Annotated in this window: 18 protein-coding genes, 1 tRNA gene and 1 pseudogene; 17 read left to right on the forward strand and 3 right to left on the reverse strand. The window is 58.3% G+C overall.

The features are described from left to right. Window positions 1-16 precede the first annotated feature (16 nt). The 6 genes and pseudogenes from FIV39_RS12680 (at window position 17) to FIV39_RS12705 (ending at window position 5,968) form a co-directional block, all read left to right on the forward strand. Window positions 17-1,570: a sugar ABC transporter ATP-binding protein gene (locus tag FIV39_RS12680; RefSeq protein ID WP_090406584.1), complete on the forward strand. Its 1,554-nt coding sequence runs from the start codon at window positions 17-19 to the stop codon at window positions 1,568-1,570. After that, on the forward strand, window positions 1,567-2,544 hold the full coding sequence (locus FIV39_RS12685; protein WP_090406582.1) for an ABC transporter permease: 978 nt from the start codon (window positions 1,567-1,569) through the stop codon (window positions 2,542-2,544). Before FIV39_RS12680 ends, FIV39_RS12685 begins: the two co-directional genes overlap by 4 nt. Window positions 2,545-2,547: 3 nt before the next feature. Further along, window positions 2,548-3,571: pseudogene (locus tag FIV39_RS12690) on the forward strand (LacI family DNA-binding transcriptional regulator). A gap of 23 nt (window positions 3,572-3,594) precedes the next feature. Then, a complete protein-coding gene (rbsK, locus tag FIV39_RS12695) occupies window positions 3,595-4,512 on the forward strand; it encodes a ribokinase (protein ID WP_090406576.1) in 918 nt (305 codons plus the stop codon). Then, the gene (gene rbsD / locus FIV39_RS12700; RefSeq protein WP_090406573.1) at window positions 4,509-4,913 is read left to right on the forward strand and encodes a D-ribose pyranase; all 405 of its coding nucleotides are present in this window, start codon (window positions 4,509-4,511) and stop codon (window positions 4,911-4,913) included. Before rbsK ends, rbsD begins: the two co-directional genes overlap by 4 nt. Before the next feature lie 26 nt (window positions 4,914-4,939). Then, window positions 4,940-5,968 (forward strand): nucleoside hydrolase, encoded by a 1,029-nt coding sequence (locus FIV39_RS12705; protein ID WP_090406570.1) that lies wholly within the window; start codon window positions 4,940-4,942, stop codon window positions 5,966-5,968. A gap of 27 nt (window positions 5,969-5,995) precedes the next feature. Here FIV39_RS12705 and FIV39_RS12710 read toward each other — a convergent pair whose 3' ends face one another. Beyond that, entirely contained in the window at window positions 5,996-6,208 is a 213-nt protein-coding gene (locus FIV39_RS12710) for a hypothetical protein (RefSeq protein WP_053128891.1), read from the reverse strand. 154 nt (window positions 6,209-6,362) lie between these two features. Between FIV39_RS12710 and FIV39_RS12715 the strand changes: the two genes are divergently transcribed. Together FIV39_RS12715 and FIV39_RS12720 are read left to right on the forward strand one after the other, a co-directional pair. After that, window positions 6,363-6,668, forward strand: coding sequence for a hypothetical protein (locus FIV39_RS12715; protein ID WP_090406567.1), 306 nt, complete (start codon window positions 6,363-6,365; stop codon window positions 6,666-6,668). Window positions 6,669-6,810: 142 nt separating this feature from the next. Beyond that, entirely contained in the window at window positions 6,811-7,131 is a 321-nt protein-coding gene (locus FIV39_RS12720) for an I78 family peptidase inhibitor (protein ID WP_090406564.1), read from the forward strand. 73 nt (window positions 7,132-7,204) lie between these two features. On the opposite strand, the gene FIV39_RS12725 is transcribed toward FIV39_RS12720, so the two are convergent. Both FIV39_RS12725 and FIV39_RS12730 read right to left on the reverse strand, forming a co-directional pair. Beyond that, complete coding sequence (locus FIV39_RS12725) at window positions 7,205-7,417, reverse strand: cold-shock protein (RefSeq protein WP_003234260.1); 213 nt, start codon at window positions 7,415-7,417, stop codon at window positions 7,205-7,207. Between the two features lie 289 nt (window positions 7,418-7,706). Continuing rightward, complete coding sequence (locus FIV39_RS12730) at window positions 7,707-8,021, reverse strand: hypothetical protein (protein ID WP_090406561.1); 315 nt, start codon at window positions 8,019-8,021, stop codon at window positions 7,707-7,709. A 367-nt stretch (window positions 8,022-8,388) separates the two neighbouring features. Between FIV39_RS12730 and thrS the strand changes: the two genes are divergently transcribed. The 9 genes from thrS (at window position 8,389) to FIV39_RS12775 (ending at window position 15,844) form a co-directional block, all read left to right on the forward strand. Then, entirely contained in the window at window positions 8,389-10,311 is a 1,923-nt protein-coding gene (gene thrS, locus FIV39_RS12735) for a threonine--tRNA ligase (RefSeq protein ID WP_048719014.1), read from the forward strand. Beyond that, complete coding sequence (gene infC, locus FIV39_RS12740) at window positions 10,311-10,862, forward strand: translation initiation factor IF-3 (RefSeq protein WP_015884933.1); 552 nt, start codon at window positions 10,311-10,313, stop codon at window positions 10,860-10,862. The genes thrS and infC overlap by 1 nt, the downstream gene beginning before the upstream one ends. A gap of 60 nt (window positions 10,863-10,922) precedes the next feature. Further along, window positions 10,923-11,117 carry a 50S ribosomal protein L35 gene (gene rpmI, locus FIV39_RS12745; RefSeq protein WP_002553160.1) on the forward strand — a complete coding sequence of 65 codons (195 nt, stop codon included), beginning with the start codon at window positions 10,923-10,925 and terminating at the stop codon, window positions 11,115-11,117. A gap of 29 nt (window positions 11,118-11,146) precedes the next feature. Continuing rightward, a complete protein-coding gene (gene rplT / locus FIV39_RS12750) occupies window positions 11,147-11,503 on the forward strand; it encodes a 50S ribosomal protein L20 (protein WP_003174975.1) in 357 nt (118 codons plus the stop codon). 109 nt (window positions 11,504-11,612) lie between these two features. Further along, window positions 11,613-12,629 carry a phenylalanine--tRNA ligase subunit alpha gene (gene pheS, locus FIV39_RS12755; protein WP_146371529.1) on the forward strand — a complete coding sequence of 339 codons (1,017 nt, stop codon included), beginning with the start codon at window positions 11,613-11,615 and terminating at the stop codon, window positions 12,627-12,629. A gap of 26 nt (window positions 12,630-12,655) precedes the next feature. Continuing rightward, on the forward strand, window positions 12,656-15,034 hold the full coding sequence (gene pheT, locus FIV39_RS12760; protein ID WP_090406556.1) for a phenylalanine--tRNA ligase subunit beta: 2,379 nt from the start codon (window positions 12,656-12,658) through the stop codon (window positions 15,032-15,034). Window positions 15,035-15,037: 3 nt separating this feature from the next. Further along, window positions 15,038-15,340, forward strand: coding sequence for an integration host factor subunit alpha (gene ihfA, locus FIV39_RS12765; protein WP_002553164.1), 303 nt, complete (start codon window positions 15,038-15,040; stop codon window positions 15,338-15,340). Next, window positions 15,321-15,677 (forward strand): MerR family transcriptional regulator, encoded by a 357-nt coding sequence (locus FIV39_RS12770; protein WP_003174972.1) that lies wholly within the window; start codon window positions 15,321-15,323, stop codon window positions 15,675-15,677. Before ihfA ends, FIV39_RS12770 begins: the two co-directional genes overlap by 20 nt. A 90-nt stretch (window positions 15,678-15,767) precedes the next feature. Continuing rightward, window positions 15,768-15,844, forward strand: a tRNA-Pro gene (locus FIV39_RS12775). Window positions 15,845-16,229: the final 385 nt, after the last annotated feature.

A 16,229-nucleotide genomic window follows, 5' to 3' on the forward strand; every position in this document is an offset into this window, starting at 1 on the left:
GCCTGGAGATTTTCCTATGTCATCTTCCGCCCCGAACGCTGTCCTCTCGGTCAGCGGTATCGGCAAGACCTATGCCCAGCCGGTTCTGTCCGACATCACCCTCACGCTCAACCGTGGTGAAGTGTTGGCGCTGACCGGTGAGAACGGCGCAGGCAAAAGTACGCTGTCGAAGATCATTGGCGGGCTGGTCATGCCGACCACCGGGAACATGCAGTTCAATGGCCAGGATTACCGCCCCGGCAGCCGAACCCAGGCTGAAGCGTTGGGCGTGCGCATGGTCATGCAGGAACTCAACCTGTTGCCGACGCTGACCGTGGCCGAAAACCTGTTCCTGGATAACCTGCCCAGTCACTGTGGCTGGATCAGCCGCAAGCAGTTGCGCAAGGCTGCGATCGAGGCCATGGCTCAGGTCGGCCTGGACGCCATCGACCCGGACACTCTGGTTGGCAGCCTGGGTATCGGCCACCAGCAGATGGTCGAGATCGCCCGCAACCTGATTGGCGACTGCCATGTGCTGATCCTCGACGAGCCCACGGCGATGCTCACGGCCCGTGAAGTCGAGATGCTGTTTGAGCAAATCACCCGCTTGCAGGCTCGGGGCGTGGCGATCATTTACATTTCCCATCGGTTGGAAGAGCTGGCCCGTGTCGCCCAGCGCATTGCGGTATTGCGCGACGGCAAACTGGTCTGCGTCGAGCCGATGGCCAATTACAACAGCGAACAACTGGTCACCTTGATGGTCGGCCGGGAGCTGGGTGAACACATCGACCTGGGACCGCGCAGCATCGGCGGCCCGGCCCTGACCGTGAAGGGCCTGACCCGCTCGGACAAGGTCCGCGACGTATCCTTTGAAGTGCGTGCCGGTGAGATCTATGGCATTTCCGGCCTGATCGGCGCTGGTCGTACAGAGTTGCTGCGCCTTATCTTCGGTGCCGACCTGGCCGACAGCGGCACTGTGGCCCTGGGGACGCCGGCCCAGGTGGTGAGTATCCGCTCGCCGGTGGACGCCGTGGGTCATGGCATTGCCCTGATCACCGAGGACCGCAAGGGCGAAGGGCTGCTGCTGACCCAGTCGATCAGTGCGAATATCGCGCTGGGCAACATGCCGGAAATTTCCGCTGGCGGTTTGGTCAATAACCGCAACGAAACCGCACTGGCCAAGCGTCAGATCGACGCCATGCGTATCCGCAGTTCCAGCCCGGCGCAATTGGTCTCCGAACTGTCCGGCGGCAACCAGCAGAAAGTTGTGATCGGTCGCTGGCTGGAGCGCGATTGCTCAGTAATGCTGTTCGACGAGCCTACCCGGGGCATCGACGTCGGTGCCAAGTTCGACATTTATGCCTTGCTCGGCGAGTTGACCCGCCAGGGCAAGGCGCTGGTGGTGGTGTCCAGCGACCTGCGGGAACTCATGCTGATCTGCGACCGCATCGGCGTGCTATCCGCCGGGCGCCTGATCGAGACCTTCGAGCGCGACAGCTGGACCCAGGACGAATTGCTCGCCGCCGCGTTTGCCGGCTATCAGAAACGTGATGCGCTGCTCAACGATGCCGCGCCTAGGAATACCCCATGAAAACCACAACTTCCCCCGGTAAAACCGGCGGCAACTTCTACGGCCTGGGCACCTACCTGGGGCTGGCCGGCGCATTGCTGGCGATGATCGCGCTGTTTTCGGTGCTCAGCGATCACTTCCTGTCCTATGACACGTTCAGCACCCTGGCCAACCAGATTCCGGACCTGATGGTGCTGGCGGTGGGCATGACCTTCATCCTGATCATCGGCGGTATCGACCTGTCGGTGGGCTCGGTGCTGGCGTTGGCGGCGTCGGCGGTCAGCGTGGCGATTCTCGGTTGGGGCTGGAGTGTTTTACCGGCCGCCGTGCTCGGCATGGGCTGCGCCGCGTTGGCCGGCACTATCACTGGTTCGATCACGGTGGCCTGGCGCATTCCATCGTTTATCGTGTCTCTTGGTGTGTTGGAAATGGCTCGTGGCGTGGCGTACCAGATGACCGGTTCGCGCACGGCCTATATCGGCGATTCGTTTGCCTGGCTGTCCAACCCGATAGCCTTCGGCATTTCGCCGTCGTTCATCATCGCTTTGCTGGTGATCATTGCCGCCCAACTGGTATTGACCCGCACCGTATTCGGTCGCTACCTGATCGGTATCGGCACCAACGAAGAAGCTGTGCGCCTGGCCGGGATCAACCCCAAGCCGTACAAGATTCTGGTATTCAGTCTCATGGGACTGCTGGCCGGTGTGGCGGCGTTGTTCCAGATTTCGCGCCTGGAAGCAGCAGACCCAAATGCGGGCTCCGGCCTGGAGCTGCAAGTGATCGCTGCGGTGGTGATCGGAGGTACCAGCCTGATGGGTGGGCGAGGGTCGGTGATCAGTACCTTCTTCGGTGTGTTGATTATTTCGGTATTGGCCGCCGGCCTTGCGCAGATCGGTGCCACGGAGCCCACCAAGCGCATCATTACCGGTGCCGTGATCGTGATCGCCGTGGTCCTGGATACTTACCGCAGCCGCCGCGCCAGTCGGCGAGGCTGAACCATGGCGACGATCAAGGATGTGGCAGCGCTTGCGGGTATTTCCTACACCACGGTATCCCATGTGGTGAACAAGACGCGCCCGGTGAGCGAGCCGGTACGGATCAAGGTTGAAGCGGCGATCAAGCAGCTCGACTACGTGCCCAGCGCTGTCGCGCGTTCGCTCAAGGCCAAGACCACGGCCACCATAGGATTGCTGGTGCCCAACAGCCTCAACCCGTATTTTGCCGAGTTGGCCCGGGGCATTGAGGATTATTGTGAGCGTAACGGCTACTGCGTGATTCTCTGCAACTCCGACGACAACGCGGAAAAACAACGCAGCTATTTGCGGGTGTTGCTGGAAAAACGCGTCGATGGCTTGATCGTGACCTCGGTAGGTGGTGATGACAGCGGCCTCGCCGCAGGCTTGAGCGCAGTGCGCACGCCCATGGTGATTGTCGACCGGGCACTGGATGGCATCGATGTCGACCTGGTGCGCATCGACCACGAGGAGGGCGCCTACCTGGCGACCCGGCACTTGCTTGAGCTGGGGCATCGGGACATCGCCTGCATCGGCGGCCCGGCCCATACGCGCGTCGCGCAAATGCGCCTGGCGGGTTACCACCGTGCGCTCCATGAAGCGGGTGTGCGGGTGATCGCCAATCGCATCCGGGAAAGCGACTTCACCAGCACCGGCGGTTATGCTGCTGCCGTGCAATTGCTGGCGCAAAACCCGCCCAGCGCGATTTTCGCCAGCAACGACATGATCGGCTTTGGCGTGTTGCGCGCGGCGGCGGAGCGTAATATTCGCGTGCCCGGCGAACTGTCGGTGATCGGTTTCGATGACATTCAAATGAGCCGCTACGTGTACCCGGCGCTGACCACGGTCGGCCAGTCGATCCTGCAACTGGGCGAGACGGCTGCCGAGCTTTTACTGCGACGAATTGCAACCCCCCCAACTGCCGATCGATCAACGCATCGTGACGCCAAGCATCGTGTTGCGCGAGTCGACGGCGCCAGTCGCCGGTGTGTTTGCCCAATACCGCTGAACCGAATTGATGAGTACTGATGTATGCCAGCAAAAGTAGTGGTAGTAGGCAGCTTGAACATGGACCTGGTCACCCGCGCGAGTCGGCTGCCCCGTGCGGGTGAGACCTTGATCGGCCAGACGTTTTCCACGGTGCCTGGCGGCAAGGGCGCCAACCAGGCCGTGGCATCGGCGCGACTGGGGGCTGATGTGGCAATGATCGGCTGTGTCGGTGCCGATGCCTATGGCACTGAACTGCGTGACGCCTTGCTGGTGGAAGGTATTGATTGCCAGGCGGTGAGCACCGTGGACGGTTCCAGTGGCGTGGCCTTGATTGTGGTGGATGACAGCAGCCAGAACGCGATTGTGATTGTTGCCGGCAGCAACGGCGAGCTGACACCCGCCTCACTGCAGGCGTCTGATGCGGTGCTGCAGGCCGCCGATGTGATCATCTGCCAGCTTGAAGTGCCGATGGACACCGTGGGCTACACCCTCAAGCGCGGTCGTGAACTAGGCAAGACCGTGATCCTCAACCCGGCGCCGGCCAGCGGTCCATTGCCCGCCGACTGGTACGCCTCGGTCGATTACCTGATTCCCAACGAAAGCGAAGCCAGCGCACTGAGCGGCGTGACAGTCGACTCCCTCGACAGTGCCAAGGCGGCGGCGACACGGCTGATCCAGGCGGGAGCCGGTAAAGTCATTATTACCCTGGGTGCCCAAGGTGCGTTGTTTGCCGATGGCCAGGGCTTTGAGCACCTGGTGGCGCCCAAGGTCAAGGCGGTGGATACCACGGCTGCCGGCGATACCTTTGTCGGTGGTTTTGCCGCGGCACTGGCCAGTGGCAAAAGTGAAGCCGAGGCCATCCGTTTCGGCCAGGTCGCGGCAGCATTGTCAGTCACCCGTGCCGGTGCGCAACCCTCCATTCCTACGCTGCATGACGTTCAAGGTTTTGTGCCTTTATGAAAAAGACCCCTCTGCTCAATATCGCTCTGTCGCGTTTGATCGCATCCCTGGGCCATGGCGACATCCTGGTGATCGGCGACGCCGGCCTGCCAGTGCCGCCGGGAGTCGAGTTGATTGACCTGGCGCTGACCCAGGGCATTCCGGACTTCATCAGCACCCTACGTATCGTGCTCAGTGAAATGCAGGTGGAAAGCCACGTGCTGGCGGAAGAAATCCTGCTCAAGCAGCCACCCGCGCTGACTGAGCTGAACGCGATGACTGAACAGGCCGCCCTCGGCGAGCGACGTCTGCTCAGCCATGAACAATTCAAGCAACTGAGCCGTAACGCGCGCGCTGTCGTGCGCACCGGCGAGTGCCAGCCTTACTGCAATATCGCGCTGGTGTCCGGCGTAACCTTCTAGAGTTTCCCAACGACAAGGAGTGTTTTATGCAACGTGGTCTCCCAACCCTGAGAAATCTGTTTCGGAGTGTCCTGCTTTTGTCCGCACTCACTGCTGCAAGCGCCCAGGCGGCGGAAAAAATCGACTTGATCATCGACACCGACCCAGGCGCCGACGATGTGGTGGCTTTGCTCTTCGCCATGGCTTCACCGGACGAGTTGAATATTCGTGCGCTGACCACCGTCGCCGGCAACGTGCGCCTGGACAAGACCTCGCGTAACGCGCGTCTGGCCCGCGAGTGGGCCGGGCGCGAAGACATCCCGGTGTACGCCGGCGCACCCAAGCCGCTGCTGCGCACACCGATCTATGCCGAGAACATCCATGGCAAAGAAGGTATTTCCGGCGTCACCGTCCACGAGCCTAAAAAGGGCCTGGCTGAAGGCAACGCCGTTGATTACCTGGTCAAGACCCTCCGTGCTGCCAAGCCTCACAGCATCACCATTGCCATGCTCGGCCCGCAGACCAACTTGGCACTGGCATTGACTCAGGACCCTGAAATCACCCAAGGCATCAAGGAAGTGGTGGTGATGGGCGGCGCGCACTTCAACGGCGGCAACATTACGCCGGTTGCCGAGTTCAACCTGTTTGCCGATCCGATTGCGGCCGAGATTGTGCTCAAGAGTGGCGTCAAGCTGACTTACCTGCCGCTGGACGTGACTCACAAGGTGCTGACCAGTGAGGCGCGCTTGAAAAAGATCGCCGATATCAAGAACAACGCGAGCAAGGTCGTCGGCGATATTCTCAATGAATACGTCAAGGGCGATATGGAGCACTACGGTATTCCGGGCGGCCCGGTCCATGACGCCACTGTCATTGCCTACCTGCTCAAGCCGTCTTTGTTCACGGGGCGTCAGGCCAATATGGTGGTGGACAGCCGCGAAGGCCCGACCTTCGGCCAGACCATCGTTGATTGGTACGACGGCCTGAAGCAGACAAAGAATGTGTTCTGGGTTGAGAACGGCGACGCCCAGGGCTTCTTCGATCTGCTCACCGAGCGCCTGGCGCGCTTGAAGTAACCCGGCCGACGGCTCGTCAGCCGGTTCTTATTCGCGCTCGGGGTCTTGTGCCCCCATGTGATCGGCCGGGTATTTTTCGAATACCTGGCCGATGAATGCTTGCGCTGCCTGGGTGCCGAGTTCCTTGACCAGCAGGTCGATACCGATGATTGCCAGTTCCTCCGGGCTTCCTGGACTGTAGGAGCTTTGTCCTTGGGGCCACTTGGCTTTGATGTCGGCTTGGAGCGTTACGGTGGTCATGGAAGTCTCACGGGTTGAAATACGGGGCAATGCGCTGGAACGCGGCTCTAACGGGCGCAGTTAATCATTTTGCGCGGGGTTTGGCACTGCTACTTAGGCATGAAGCAGGTGCTGTGCGACACTGTCCCCCTGTTTAATTGCCGGGGGACACCGCGTGCAGATCGATTTGAATAACCCCGAGAACCTGACCCTGGCCGCCGTGCGCCAGCTGATCGCCAGTGCCAGTGATGACGAACATACCCAGCTGCGTGTGACCAAGGCTGGGATTGCCTACATATCTTCGGGGGTGGTGGGAGGCACTGACATCGACGGCCTGCTGTTTCGCCTGGAGACCTGGGCCAAGGGCTCCGGCTATGTCGGCAACGTCGCGGCCAGCGATGAGGTCTGGGTCACACAGATTTTTAATGCGCTGAAGCAGAACTGGCCGAAGCCGCCGTTTGATTACATCGACATCTACTGATTGCGTTCATATTTGGTCACGATTGATCGGGCGAATGCCTGCTGATAGTCGGGCAGACTTGCCTATCGGCGGTTTACGTTTTGAAACCAATCAGCCAGACCGCTGTCGCACGATCTCTGTTCATTTTTCAATAGGAGGCTTCATGCCTTGGAAGCTCGCATCATTAGGTACTTTGTTGGCAGCACTCGCGTTGGCGGGTTGCAGCACCCCGGGTGCCTCTGAGCCAGCCAAAGACGCCGCCGTGACCGATGCCGGTCATAGCCGCTGTGAGTCGAAGGCCGCCGAATTCACCATCGGCCAGAAGGCCTCGCCCCAGTTGCTGGAGCAGGCCCGTACCCGCGCCGGTGCGCAGAACGCACGGATCCTCAAGCCCAACGATATGATCACGCTGGAATACCGCTCCGACCGCCTGAACCTGAACACCGATGACAACCTGGTGATCACGCGCGTTAATTGCGGCTGATCGCTTCCAGGCGTTTGCAACACCCATAAAAAACCCCGTCACATGGACGGGGTTTTTTTAGCTCAGCGGAGAATTACTCGCCGCGAACCTGTGCAGCTTGCATACCCTTTTGGCCTTTCTCAGCCACGAAGGAAACGGTTTGGCCTTCTTTCAGGCTTTTGAAACCGTCGCTTTCGATAGCTTTGAAGTGTACGAACAGGTCGTCACCGCCACCTTGAGGAGTGATGAAGCCGAAGCCTTTTTCATCGTTGAACCATTTAACGGTGCCGGTTTGGCGATTAGACATGGTGTATCTCCAAGAAACATATATTTTCAGTAGTGCTGTGCTGCTCAGGCCAACTGGGCACACTGGGCTATCATAGTCGAAATGTTCGACTTGGGAGCCCCCCCAAGGCATTGTTTGCTAATCAATAGCGTTGCGTTTGGTACTTGTGTCGGCTGAAAGCCCCGATCTACGGGGCTTTGGCGCGAAATATCAGCTGGTAAAAAAAGCCGTAAAAGCTGCGTAATTTGTGCGAAATGGCAGTTTTAAGGCTGTTTTTCTGGCAAAACGGCCGTCTGATCAGGGGCCGATCTTACTTTTTCTTCACGACTTTGCAGGACGAAATAGCCGCGACCGCTTTGTTTTTAAGCGCCGGGCTGGCGTTCTGGTTGGTCATGAGTTCCTTGATTTCCGCAGTGCTCAATTCGGCGTTGATCTTGTCGGCGCCGCATTCGCAGTGGGCTGTGGCAGTTTTCACGTCCACGTTCTGACTGGCTGCGGAAGTACAGTCTTTGACGAAGCTGTCACGGGCACCGGCTGGCCAGTTCGAAGGGGCCGCTGCTTGCGCGCCGAGGGAAAGCAGGGTCAGGGAAGCGGCGAGAGCGAGGGTCGAGGTAAAACGCATCATGGGATGCTCCTTTGGGTCGATGACGAACAGCGATTCTCAGTGGGTTTGAGGCGTGGCGTACAGCTCAAGTTCACTTTTGCAGCTATAAAGGCTGGAATTTGTGTTTGCATCGGATACTGCCGGCGCGATGACCGTTCATCTGTGCTAGCATCTTTGGCTTGGCTAATTCCGGGCGCGCCATTTGCCGCCTTGCCATGTTTCCTTTTAGCTCACTCCAGTCACTGTGGTTCGATTATCGGTTGGCCGAAAGGCTCCTGCCGCTGTAAGGCAGGCGTTCATCACTGAACGGCCTGGTGTTGGATCTTGTACTGGCTCATCCCAACCCACGTGACCTTTGGTAGGGGTCACCACTAGGAGAGGAGGCGCCATGCCAACTATTACTCTTCCCGACGGCAGTCAACGTTCATTCGATCATTCGGTTTCCGTAGCCGAGGTTGCCGCATCCATTGGTGCTGGCCTGGCCAAGGCCACCGTGGCCGGCAAGGTCGACGGCAAGCTGGTTGACGCCAGCGACCTGATCACCTCCGATGCCAGCCTGCAAATCATCACGCCCAAGGATCAAGAGGGGCTGGAGATCATTCGCCACTCTTGCGCGCACTTGATTGGCCATGCGGTCAAGCAGCTGTACCCAACCGCGAAAATGGTGATTGGCCCGGTCATCGACGAAGGTTTTTATTACGACATCGCCTATGAGCGTCCTTTCACTCCGGACGATCTGGCCGCTATCGAACAGCGCATGCACGCCCTGATCGAAAAAGATTACGACGTCATCAAGAAAGTCACCCCGCGTGCCGAAGTGATCGACGTGTTCACTGCGCGTGGCGAAGACTACAAGCTGCGCCTGGTGGAAGACATGCCGGACGAGCAGGCCATGGGCCTGTACTACCATGAAGAATACGTCGACATGTGCCGTGGCCCGCACGTGCCGAACACGCGCTTCCTCAAGTCCTTCAAGCTGACCAAGCTGTCCGGTGCCTACTGGCGCGGCGACGCGAAGAACGAGCAGCTGCAGCGGATCTACGGCACTGCCTGGGCTGACAAGAAGCAGCTGGCCGCCTATATCCAGCGTATTGAAGAAGCCGAAAAACGTGATCACCGCAAGATCGGCAAACGCCTGAACCTGTTTCATCTCCAGGAAGAAGCGCCGGGCATGGTGTTCTGGCACCCGAACGGCTGGACTCTCTACCAGGTACTTGAGCAGTACATGCGCAAGGTTCAGCGTGACAACGGTTACCTTGAGATCAAGACCCCGCAGGTCGTTGATCGCAGCCTGTGGGAGAAATCCGGGCACTGGGCCAACTACGCCGACAACATGTTCACCACCCAGTCGGAAAACCGCGACTACGCCATCAAGCCGATGAACTGCCCATGCCACGTGCAGGTGTTCAACCAGGGCTTGAAGAGCTACCGCGAGTTGCCGATGCGTCTGGCCGAGTTCGGTGCCTGCCACCGTAACGAACCATCGGGTGCGTTGCACGGCATCATGCGTGTGCGCGGTTTCACCCAGGACGACGCCCACATCTTCTGCACCGAAGAGCAGATGCAGGCCGAATCCGCTGCATTCATCAAGCTGACCATGGACGTTTATCGCGATTTCGGCTTTACCGAAGTCGAGATGAAGCTGTCCACTCGTCCGGAAAAACGCGTCGGCTCGGACGAACTGTGGGATCGCGCCGAAGCGGCTCTGGCCGCTGCGCTAGACAGTGCGGGCCTCGCGTACGATCTGCAGCCGGGCGAAGGCGCCTTCTACGGGCCGAAGATCGAGTTCTCGTTGAAAGATTGCCTTGGCCGTGTCTGGCAATGTGGTACCTTGCAGCTCGATTTTAACCTGCCGATCCGTTTGGGAGCCGAATACGTCTCCGAAGATAACAGCCGTAAACACCCGGTTATGCTGCACCGGGCGATCCTCGGCTCGTTCGAACGGTTCGTCGGTATCCTGATCGAGCACTACGAGGGTGCGTTCCCTGCGTGGCTGGCTCCGACTCAGGCAGTGATCATGAATATCACTGATAAACAGGCAGATTTTGCTGCTGAAGTTGAAAAAACTCTCAACGAAAGCGGATTTCGTGCCAAGTCCGACTTGAGAAATGAAAAGATCGGCTTTAAAATCCGCGAGCATACTTTGCTCAAGGTTCCCTATCTTTTGGTTATCGGAGATCGGGAAGTCGAGATGCAGACTGTCGCTGTGCGTACTCGTGAAGGTGCTGACCTGGGCTCGATGCCCGTCGCCCAGTTCGCTGAGTTCCTCGCGCAAGCGGTTTCCCGGCGTGGTCGCCCAGATTCGGAGTAATTATTATTAAGCGTGAAATGAGACAAGATAAACGAGCTGCACCGAAAGCCCCGATCAACGAGAATATCTCGGCACGCGAGGTTCGGTTAATTGGCGCTGACGGCGAGCAGATTGGCATCGTCTCGATTGATGAAGCGCTTCGTATTGCAGAAGAGTCCAAGTTGGACTTGGTGGAAATCTCCGCCGATGCAATCCCACCCGTTTGCCGGGTGATGGACTACGGCAAGTCGATCTTCGAAAAGAAGAAGCAGGTTGCCGCAGCGAAGAAGAACCAAAAGCAGATTCAAGTAAAAGAAATCAAGTTTCGTCCAGGGACGGAGGAAGGGGATTACCAGGTAAAACTGCGCAACCTGGTACGTTTCCTGAGTGATGGGGACAGGGCCAAGGTATCCTTGCGATTCCGCGGCCGTGAGATGGCCCACCAGGAGCTGGGGATGGAACTCCTCAAGCGGGTTGAAGCTGACCTGCTCGAGTACGGTTCGGTCGAACAGCATCCTAAGATGGAAGGACGCCAGCTGATCATGGTCATCGCCCCGAAAAAGAAGAAGTAATCAACAGGGCACGGCAGGCCTTCTGATTATGTTTATCAACTGAATGCGGAGTATCCGAACATGCCAAAGATGAAGACTAAAAGTGGTGCTGCTAAGCGGTTTCTGAAAACTGCTAACGGTATCAAGCACAAGCACGCTTTCAAGAGCCACATCCTGACCAAAATGTCGACCAAGCGTAAGCGTCAACTGCGCGGTAGCAGCTTGCTGCATCCGTCTGACGTGGCAAAAGTCGAGCGCATGCTGCGCCTTCGTTAATTTTGGATCAAGAATAGAGGAAGTAACTCATGGCTCGTGTAAAGCGTGGCGTCATTGCCCGTAAACGTCACAAAAAAATTCTGAAACTCGCTAAAGGCTACTACGGCGCGCGTTCACGCGTATTCCGTGTTGCCAAGCAAGCGGTAATCAAGGCAGGCCAATACGCCTACCGTGACCGTCGTCAGAAAAAACGTCAGTTCCGCGCTCTGTGGATCGCTCGTATCAACGCTGGTGCACGTGTTAACGGTCTGTCCTACAGCCGTTTCATCGCTGGCCTGAAAAAAGCGTCCATCGAAATCGACCGTAAGGTTCTGGCTGAACTGGCCGTGAACGAAAAAGCGGTGTTTGCTGCGATTGTCGAGAAAGCTAAAGCCACCTTGGCTTAAGTACCCCCGACAGTCACCCTGGGCTGCTCCTGTAGCCCAAGGTGGTAAACGTCATAAATAGGGGAAGAGCCTTCAAGCTCTTCCCCTATTTTGTATCTGGAGTCTGTACATGGAAAACCTGGACGCGCTCGTCGCTCAAGCTCTTGAGGCTGTGCAAAGCGCTGAAGATATCAATGCCCTGGAGCAAATCCGGGTTCACTACCTTGGCAAAAAGGGTGAATTGACTCAGGTGATGAAGACCCTGGGGAATTTGCCTGCTGAAGAGCGCCCGCAAGTCGGTGCGCTGATCAACGTCGCCAAGGAGCGTGTCACAGAGGTGCTCAATGCGCGCAAGGCGTCGCTCGAGGAGGCCGATCTTGCGGCCAGGCTCGCCGCCGAGTCCATTGATGTGACCTTGCCTGGCCGTGGCCAGGCCTCGGGCGGTCTGCATCTGATCACCCGGACTCTGGAACGTATCGAGCAGTTCTTCACCCACATCGGCTACGGCATTGCCGAAGGCCCTGAGGTCGAAGACGATTATCACAACTTCGAGGCGCTCAACATCCCAGGCCATCACCCGGCCCGGTCGATGCACGACACCTTCTATTTCAACGCAAACATGCTGTTGCGCACCCATACCTCGCCGGTACAGGTCCGCACCATGGAAGCGAACAAGCCGCCGATCCGCATTGTCTGCCCAGGCCGTGTGTACCGTAGCGACTCCGATATCACCCACTCGCCGATGTTCCACCAGGTCGAAGGCCTGCTGGTTGATCGCGACATCAACTTCGCCGACCTCAAGGGCACCATCGAAGAGTTCCTGCGGGTGTTCTTCGAGAAAGAACTGGCGGTGCGTTTCCGTCCATCGTTCTTCCCGTTCACTGAACCGTCCGCGGAAGTCGACATGGAATGCGTGATGTGCAGCGGTAAAGGCTGCCGCGTCTGCAAGCAGACCGGCTGGCTGGAAGTGATGGGCTGCGGCATGGTTCACCCCAACGTGCTGCGCATGTCCGGGATTGATCCGGAAGAGTTCTCGGGCTTTGCCTTCGGCATGGGCGTTGAGCGCCTGGCCATGCTGCGTTACGGCGTGAACGACTTGCGTCTGTTCTTCGACAACGACTTGCGGTTCCTCGCGCAATTTCGCTAGTCGTAACGAATCTTTAGGAGAGCAGGATGAAATTCAGTGAACAATGGCTGCGCGGCTGGGTAAGCCCGCAGGTAGATCGCGACGCGCTGGTTGCGCGTCTGTCGATGGCCGGTCTTGAGGTCGATAGCGTTACGCCGGCCGCCGGTGTTTTCAGTGGTGTGGTCGTGGGCGAGGTGCTGAGCACCGAGCAACACCCCGATGCTGATAAGTTGCGTGTGTGCCAGGTCAGCAATGGCGCGGAAACGTTCCAGGTCGTGTGCGGAGCGCCTAACGTGCGCCCGGGCCTGAAGATCCCGTTCGCCATGATCGGCGCCGAACTGCCGGGCGACTTCAAGATCAAGAAGGCCAAGCTGCGTGGCGTCGAGTCCAACGGCATGTTGTGCTCCCAGGCGGAGCTGCAAGTAGGTGAGGGCAACGATGGCCTGATGGAACTGCCGGCCGATGCGCCGGTGGGCCAGGACATTCGCGTCTACCTGGAACTGGAAGACGCCAGCATCGAGGTTGACCTGACCCCGAACCGTGGCGACTGCCTGTGCCTGGCAGGCCTGGCACGTGAAGTGGGTGCGCTGTACAACGCCCCAGTTACTCGTCCAGTGGTTGCCGCAGTGGCTGCGGTGCATGATGAAGTGCGTCCGATCGAAGTGCTGGCGCCAAATGCTTGCCCACGTTACCTGGGGCGTGTCATCCGCAACGTTGACCTGTCCAAGCCAACCCCGCTGTGGATGGTTGAGCGCCTGCGTCGCGCCGACGTGCGCAGCATCGACGCTGCCGTCGACATCACCAACTACGTGATGCTTGAACTGGGCCAGCCGCTGCACGCCTTCGATCTCGCCGAAATCAATGGCGGCATCCGCGTGCGCATGGCCGAAGAAGGCGAGAAGCTGGTTCTGCTCGACGGCCAGGAAGTCAGCCTGCGCGCCGACACCCTGGTGATCGCTGACCATTCCCGCGCCCTGGCGATTGCCGGCGTGATGGGGGGCGAGCACAGTGGTGTGTCCGCGACCACTCGCGACGTATTCCTTGAAAGCGCGTTCTTCGACCAGATTGCCATCGCTGGCAAGGCCCGCTCCTACGGCCTGCACACCGATGCCTCGCACCGCTATGAGCGTGGTGTGGACTGGAAGCTCGCCCGTGAAGCCATGGAGCGCGCCACTGGCCTGCTGCTGGAAATCACCGGTGGCGAAGCCGGCCCGATCACTGAGACGGTCAGCGAACAGCATCTGCCGTCCATTGCGCCGATCACCCTGCGCGCCAAAAGCGTTGAGCAAATGCTCGGCCTGGTTATCGCCCCGGCTGAAATCGAGCAACTGTTGTCGGCCCTCGGGTTGAACATTTCTACGGATGGGGAAGGGCAGTGGCATGTTGAAGTGCCAAGCCATCGCTTCGATATCAGCCTGGAAGTTGATCTGATCGAAGAATTGGCTCGCCTGTACGGTTACAACCGCCTGCCGGTTCGTTACCCACAAGCGCGTCTGGCACCGCAGCCCAAGGCTGAAGCGCGTGCGCACTTGCCTGAGTTGCGTCGCCTGCTGGTTGCCCGTGGCTATCAGGAAGCGGTGACCTACAGCTTCATCGATCCAAAGCAGTTCGAACTGTTCAACCCCGGCGTCGAGCCGCTGCTGCTGGCCAACCCGATCTCCAACGACATGGCCGCCATGCGCTCGTCCCTGTGGCCAGGCCTGGTGAAAGCCCTTTCCCATAACCTGAACCGTCAGCAAGACCGCGTGCGCATGTTTGAAAGCGGCCTGCGGTTTGTCGGTCAACTCGACGGCCTGAAGCAAGAGCCAATGCTGGCCGGTGTTGTTTGCGGCAGCCGCTTGCCGGAAGGTTGGGCGCAAGGCCGTGATGCCGTGGACTTCTTCGACGTTAAAGCTGACGTGGAGGCGGTATTGGGCTTTGCCGGCGCACTGGACGACTTCACATTTGTGCCAGGTAACCACCCGGCGTTGCACCCTGGTCAGACTGCGCGTATCGAACGCGAAGGTCGCTTGGTGGGCTTCGTCGGCGCCATCCATCCAGAGCTGTCGAAAACCCTTGGGCTCGACCGCCCGGTCTTCGTCTTCGAGCTGGTCCTGGCTGAGGTGGCCTCGGGCAAGATGCCTAAGTTCAGCGAGTTGTCGCGCTTCCCTGAAGTCCGTCGCGACCTTGCCCTGATCGCTGATCGTGAAGTCGCCGCCACTGCCGTTCTGGATGTAATCCGTGAAAATGCAGGGGAATGGCTGACAGACCTCAGGCTATTTGACGTCTATCAGGGTAAAGGCATTGATCCGCATAGAAAAAGCCTTGCAGTTGGCTTGACCTGGCAGCATCCATCGCGCACTCTTAATGACGACGAGGTGAATACCACGACACAAAATATCCTCACCTCGCTCGAACAAAGGTTAAACGCCACGTTAAGGAAGTGACGTATGGGGGCTTTGACGAAAGCTGAGATGGCGGAACGTCTGTACGAAGAGTTGGGTCTGAACAAGCGCGAGGCCAAGGAATTGGTCGAGCTGTTTTTTGAAGAGATCAGACACGCTCTGGAAGACAACGAACAGGTCAAATTGTCCGGTTTCGGCAATTTTGACCTGCGGGACAAACGCCAGCGGCCTGGCCGCAATCCAAAAACGGGAGAAGAAATCCCGATCACGGCTCGCCGTGTGGTCACCTTTCGTCCAGGGCAGAAGTTGAAGGCCCGAGTTGAGGCTTATGCTGGAACCAAGTCATAACGACGAGCTACCCGTCATCCCTGGCAAACGCTACTTCACCATTGGTGAAGTCAGCGAGCTCTGTGCGGTAAAACCGCACGTGCTGCGCTATTGGGAGCAGGAGTTTCCTCAACTCAACCCCGTCAAACGCACCGGGAACCGTCGGTATTATCAGCGCCAGGATGTGCTGATGATCCGACAGATCCGTGCGTTGCTGTATGATCAGGGGTTCACCATCAGCGGCGCGCGCCAGCGTATGTCCGGTGATGAAGCCAAAGACGACACCACCCAGTACAAGCAACTGATCCGCCAGATGATCTCCGAGCTGGAAGATGTGCTGGTGGTTTTGAAGAAGTGATACAGGCTTTTAAAATACTTCCACATTTCAAAAGCTTGCGGTATATTCCTGATCGCTTCGTTACGAAGCGAACCCAGTAACACGCCTAGTCGGGGCGTAGCGCAGTCCGGTAGCGCACTAGCATGGGGTGCAAGGGGTCGAGTGTTCGAATCACTCCGTCCCGACCATATTTTTCAATGACTTAGCCCAATCTGAAAAGGTTGGGCTTTTTCATGTCTACAAAATTACTCCCACATTTACTCCCACGGATATCATGGATCTTGGTAGCGCTGCCATCTGAGAGGCGTATTTGTGTTCGAGTCTCGTCCGCTGCGCCATATTTGCTTCCACTAAGGCCCTCTGAACGCCTGGAAGCCACGGAATAGCGGTCTTTAGCCGCTTTTTTCGTTTTCTGGATTCCACTGGAATCTGTCTCCAGTCACGGTTTTTAAGTACACATTTACATGCCGCAATCGGGCGACCTTCAACGGATTTTCTGAGCGCGCAGCGGGTATCTGCTGATTGGCAGTCTGAAGTCAGGCTATGCGATCAAGGTCGGACAGGATAGATTTG

This window comes from Pseudomonas grimontii, assembly GCF_007858185.1.
Taxonomy (GTDB): Bacteria; Pseudomonadota; Gammaproteobacteria; order Pseudomonadales; family Pseudomonadaceae; genus Aquipseudomonas; species Aquipseudomonas grimontii.

Bases quoted from the DNA above. Each gene is read 5' to 3' on its own strand.
- FIV39_RS12680 (WP_090406584.1), top strand. From the start codon at position 17: ATGTCATCTTCCGCCCCGAACGCTGTCCTCTCGGTCAGCGGTATCGGC.
- FIV39_RS12685 (WP_090406582.1), top strand. From the start codon at position 1,567: ATGAAAACCACAACTTCCCCCGGTAAAACCGGCGGCAACTTCTACGGC.
- rbsK (WP_090406576.1), top strand. From the start codon at position 3,595: ATGCCAGCAAAAGTAGTGGTAGTAGGCAGCTTGAACATGGACCTGGTC.
- rbsD (WP_090406573.1), top strand. From the start codon at position 4,509: ATGAAAAAGACCCCTCTGCTCAATATCGCTCTGTCGCGTTTGATCGCA.
- FIV39_RS12705 (WP_090406570.1), top strand. From the start codon at position 4,940: ATGCAACGTGGTCTCCCAACCCTGAGAAATCTGTTTCGGAGTGTCCTG.
- FIV39_RS12710 (WP_053128891.1), bottom strand. From the start codon at position 6,208: ATGACCACCGTAACGCTCCAAGCCGACATCAAAGCCAAGTGGCCCCAA.
- FIV39_RS12720 (WP_090406564.1), top strand. From the start codon at position 6,811: ATGCCTTGGAAGCTCGCATCATTAGGTACTTTGTTGGCAGCACTCGCG.
- FIV39_RS12725 (WP_003234260.1), bottom strand. From the start codon at position 7,417: ATGTCTAATCGCCAAACCGGCACCGTTAAATGGTTCAACGATGAAAAA.
- FIV39_RS12730 (WP_090406561.1), bottom strand. From the start codon at position 8,021: ATGATGCGTTTTACCTCGACCCTCGCTCTCGCCGCTTCCCTGACCCTG.
- thrS (WP_048719014.1), top strand. From the start codon at position 8,389: ATGCCAACTATTACTCTTCCCGACGGCAGTCAACGTTCATTCGATCAT.
- rpmI (WP_002553160.1), top strand. From the start codon at position 10,923: ATGCCAAAGATGAAGACTAAAAGTGGTGCTGCTAAGCGGTTTCTGAAA.
- rplT (WP_003174975.1), top strand. From the start codon at position 11,147: ATGGCTCGTGTAAAGCGTGGCGTCATTGCCCGTAAACGTCACAAAAAA.
- pheS (WP_146371529.1), top strand. From the start codon at position 11,613: ATGGAAAACCTGGACGCGCTCGTCGCTCAAGCTCTTGAGGCTGTGCAA.
- pheT (WP_090406556.1), top strand. From the start codon at position 12,656: ATGAAATTCAGTGAACAATGGCTGCGCGGCTGGGTAAGCCCGCAGGTA.
- ihfA (WP_002553164.1), top strand. From the start codon at position 15,038: ATGGGGGCTTTGACGAAAGCTGAGATGGCGGAACGTCTGTACGAAGAG.
- FIV39_RS12770 (WP_003174972.1), top strand. From the start codon at position 15,321: ATGCTGGAACCAAGTCATAACGACGAGCTACCCGTCATCCCTGGCAAA.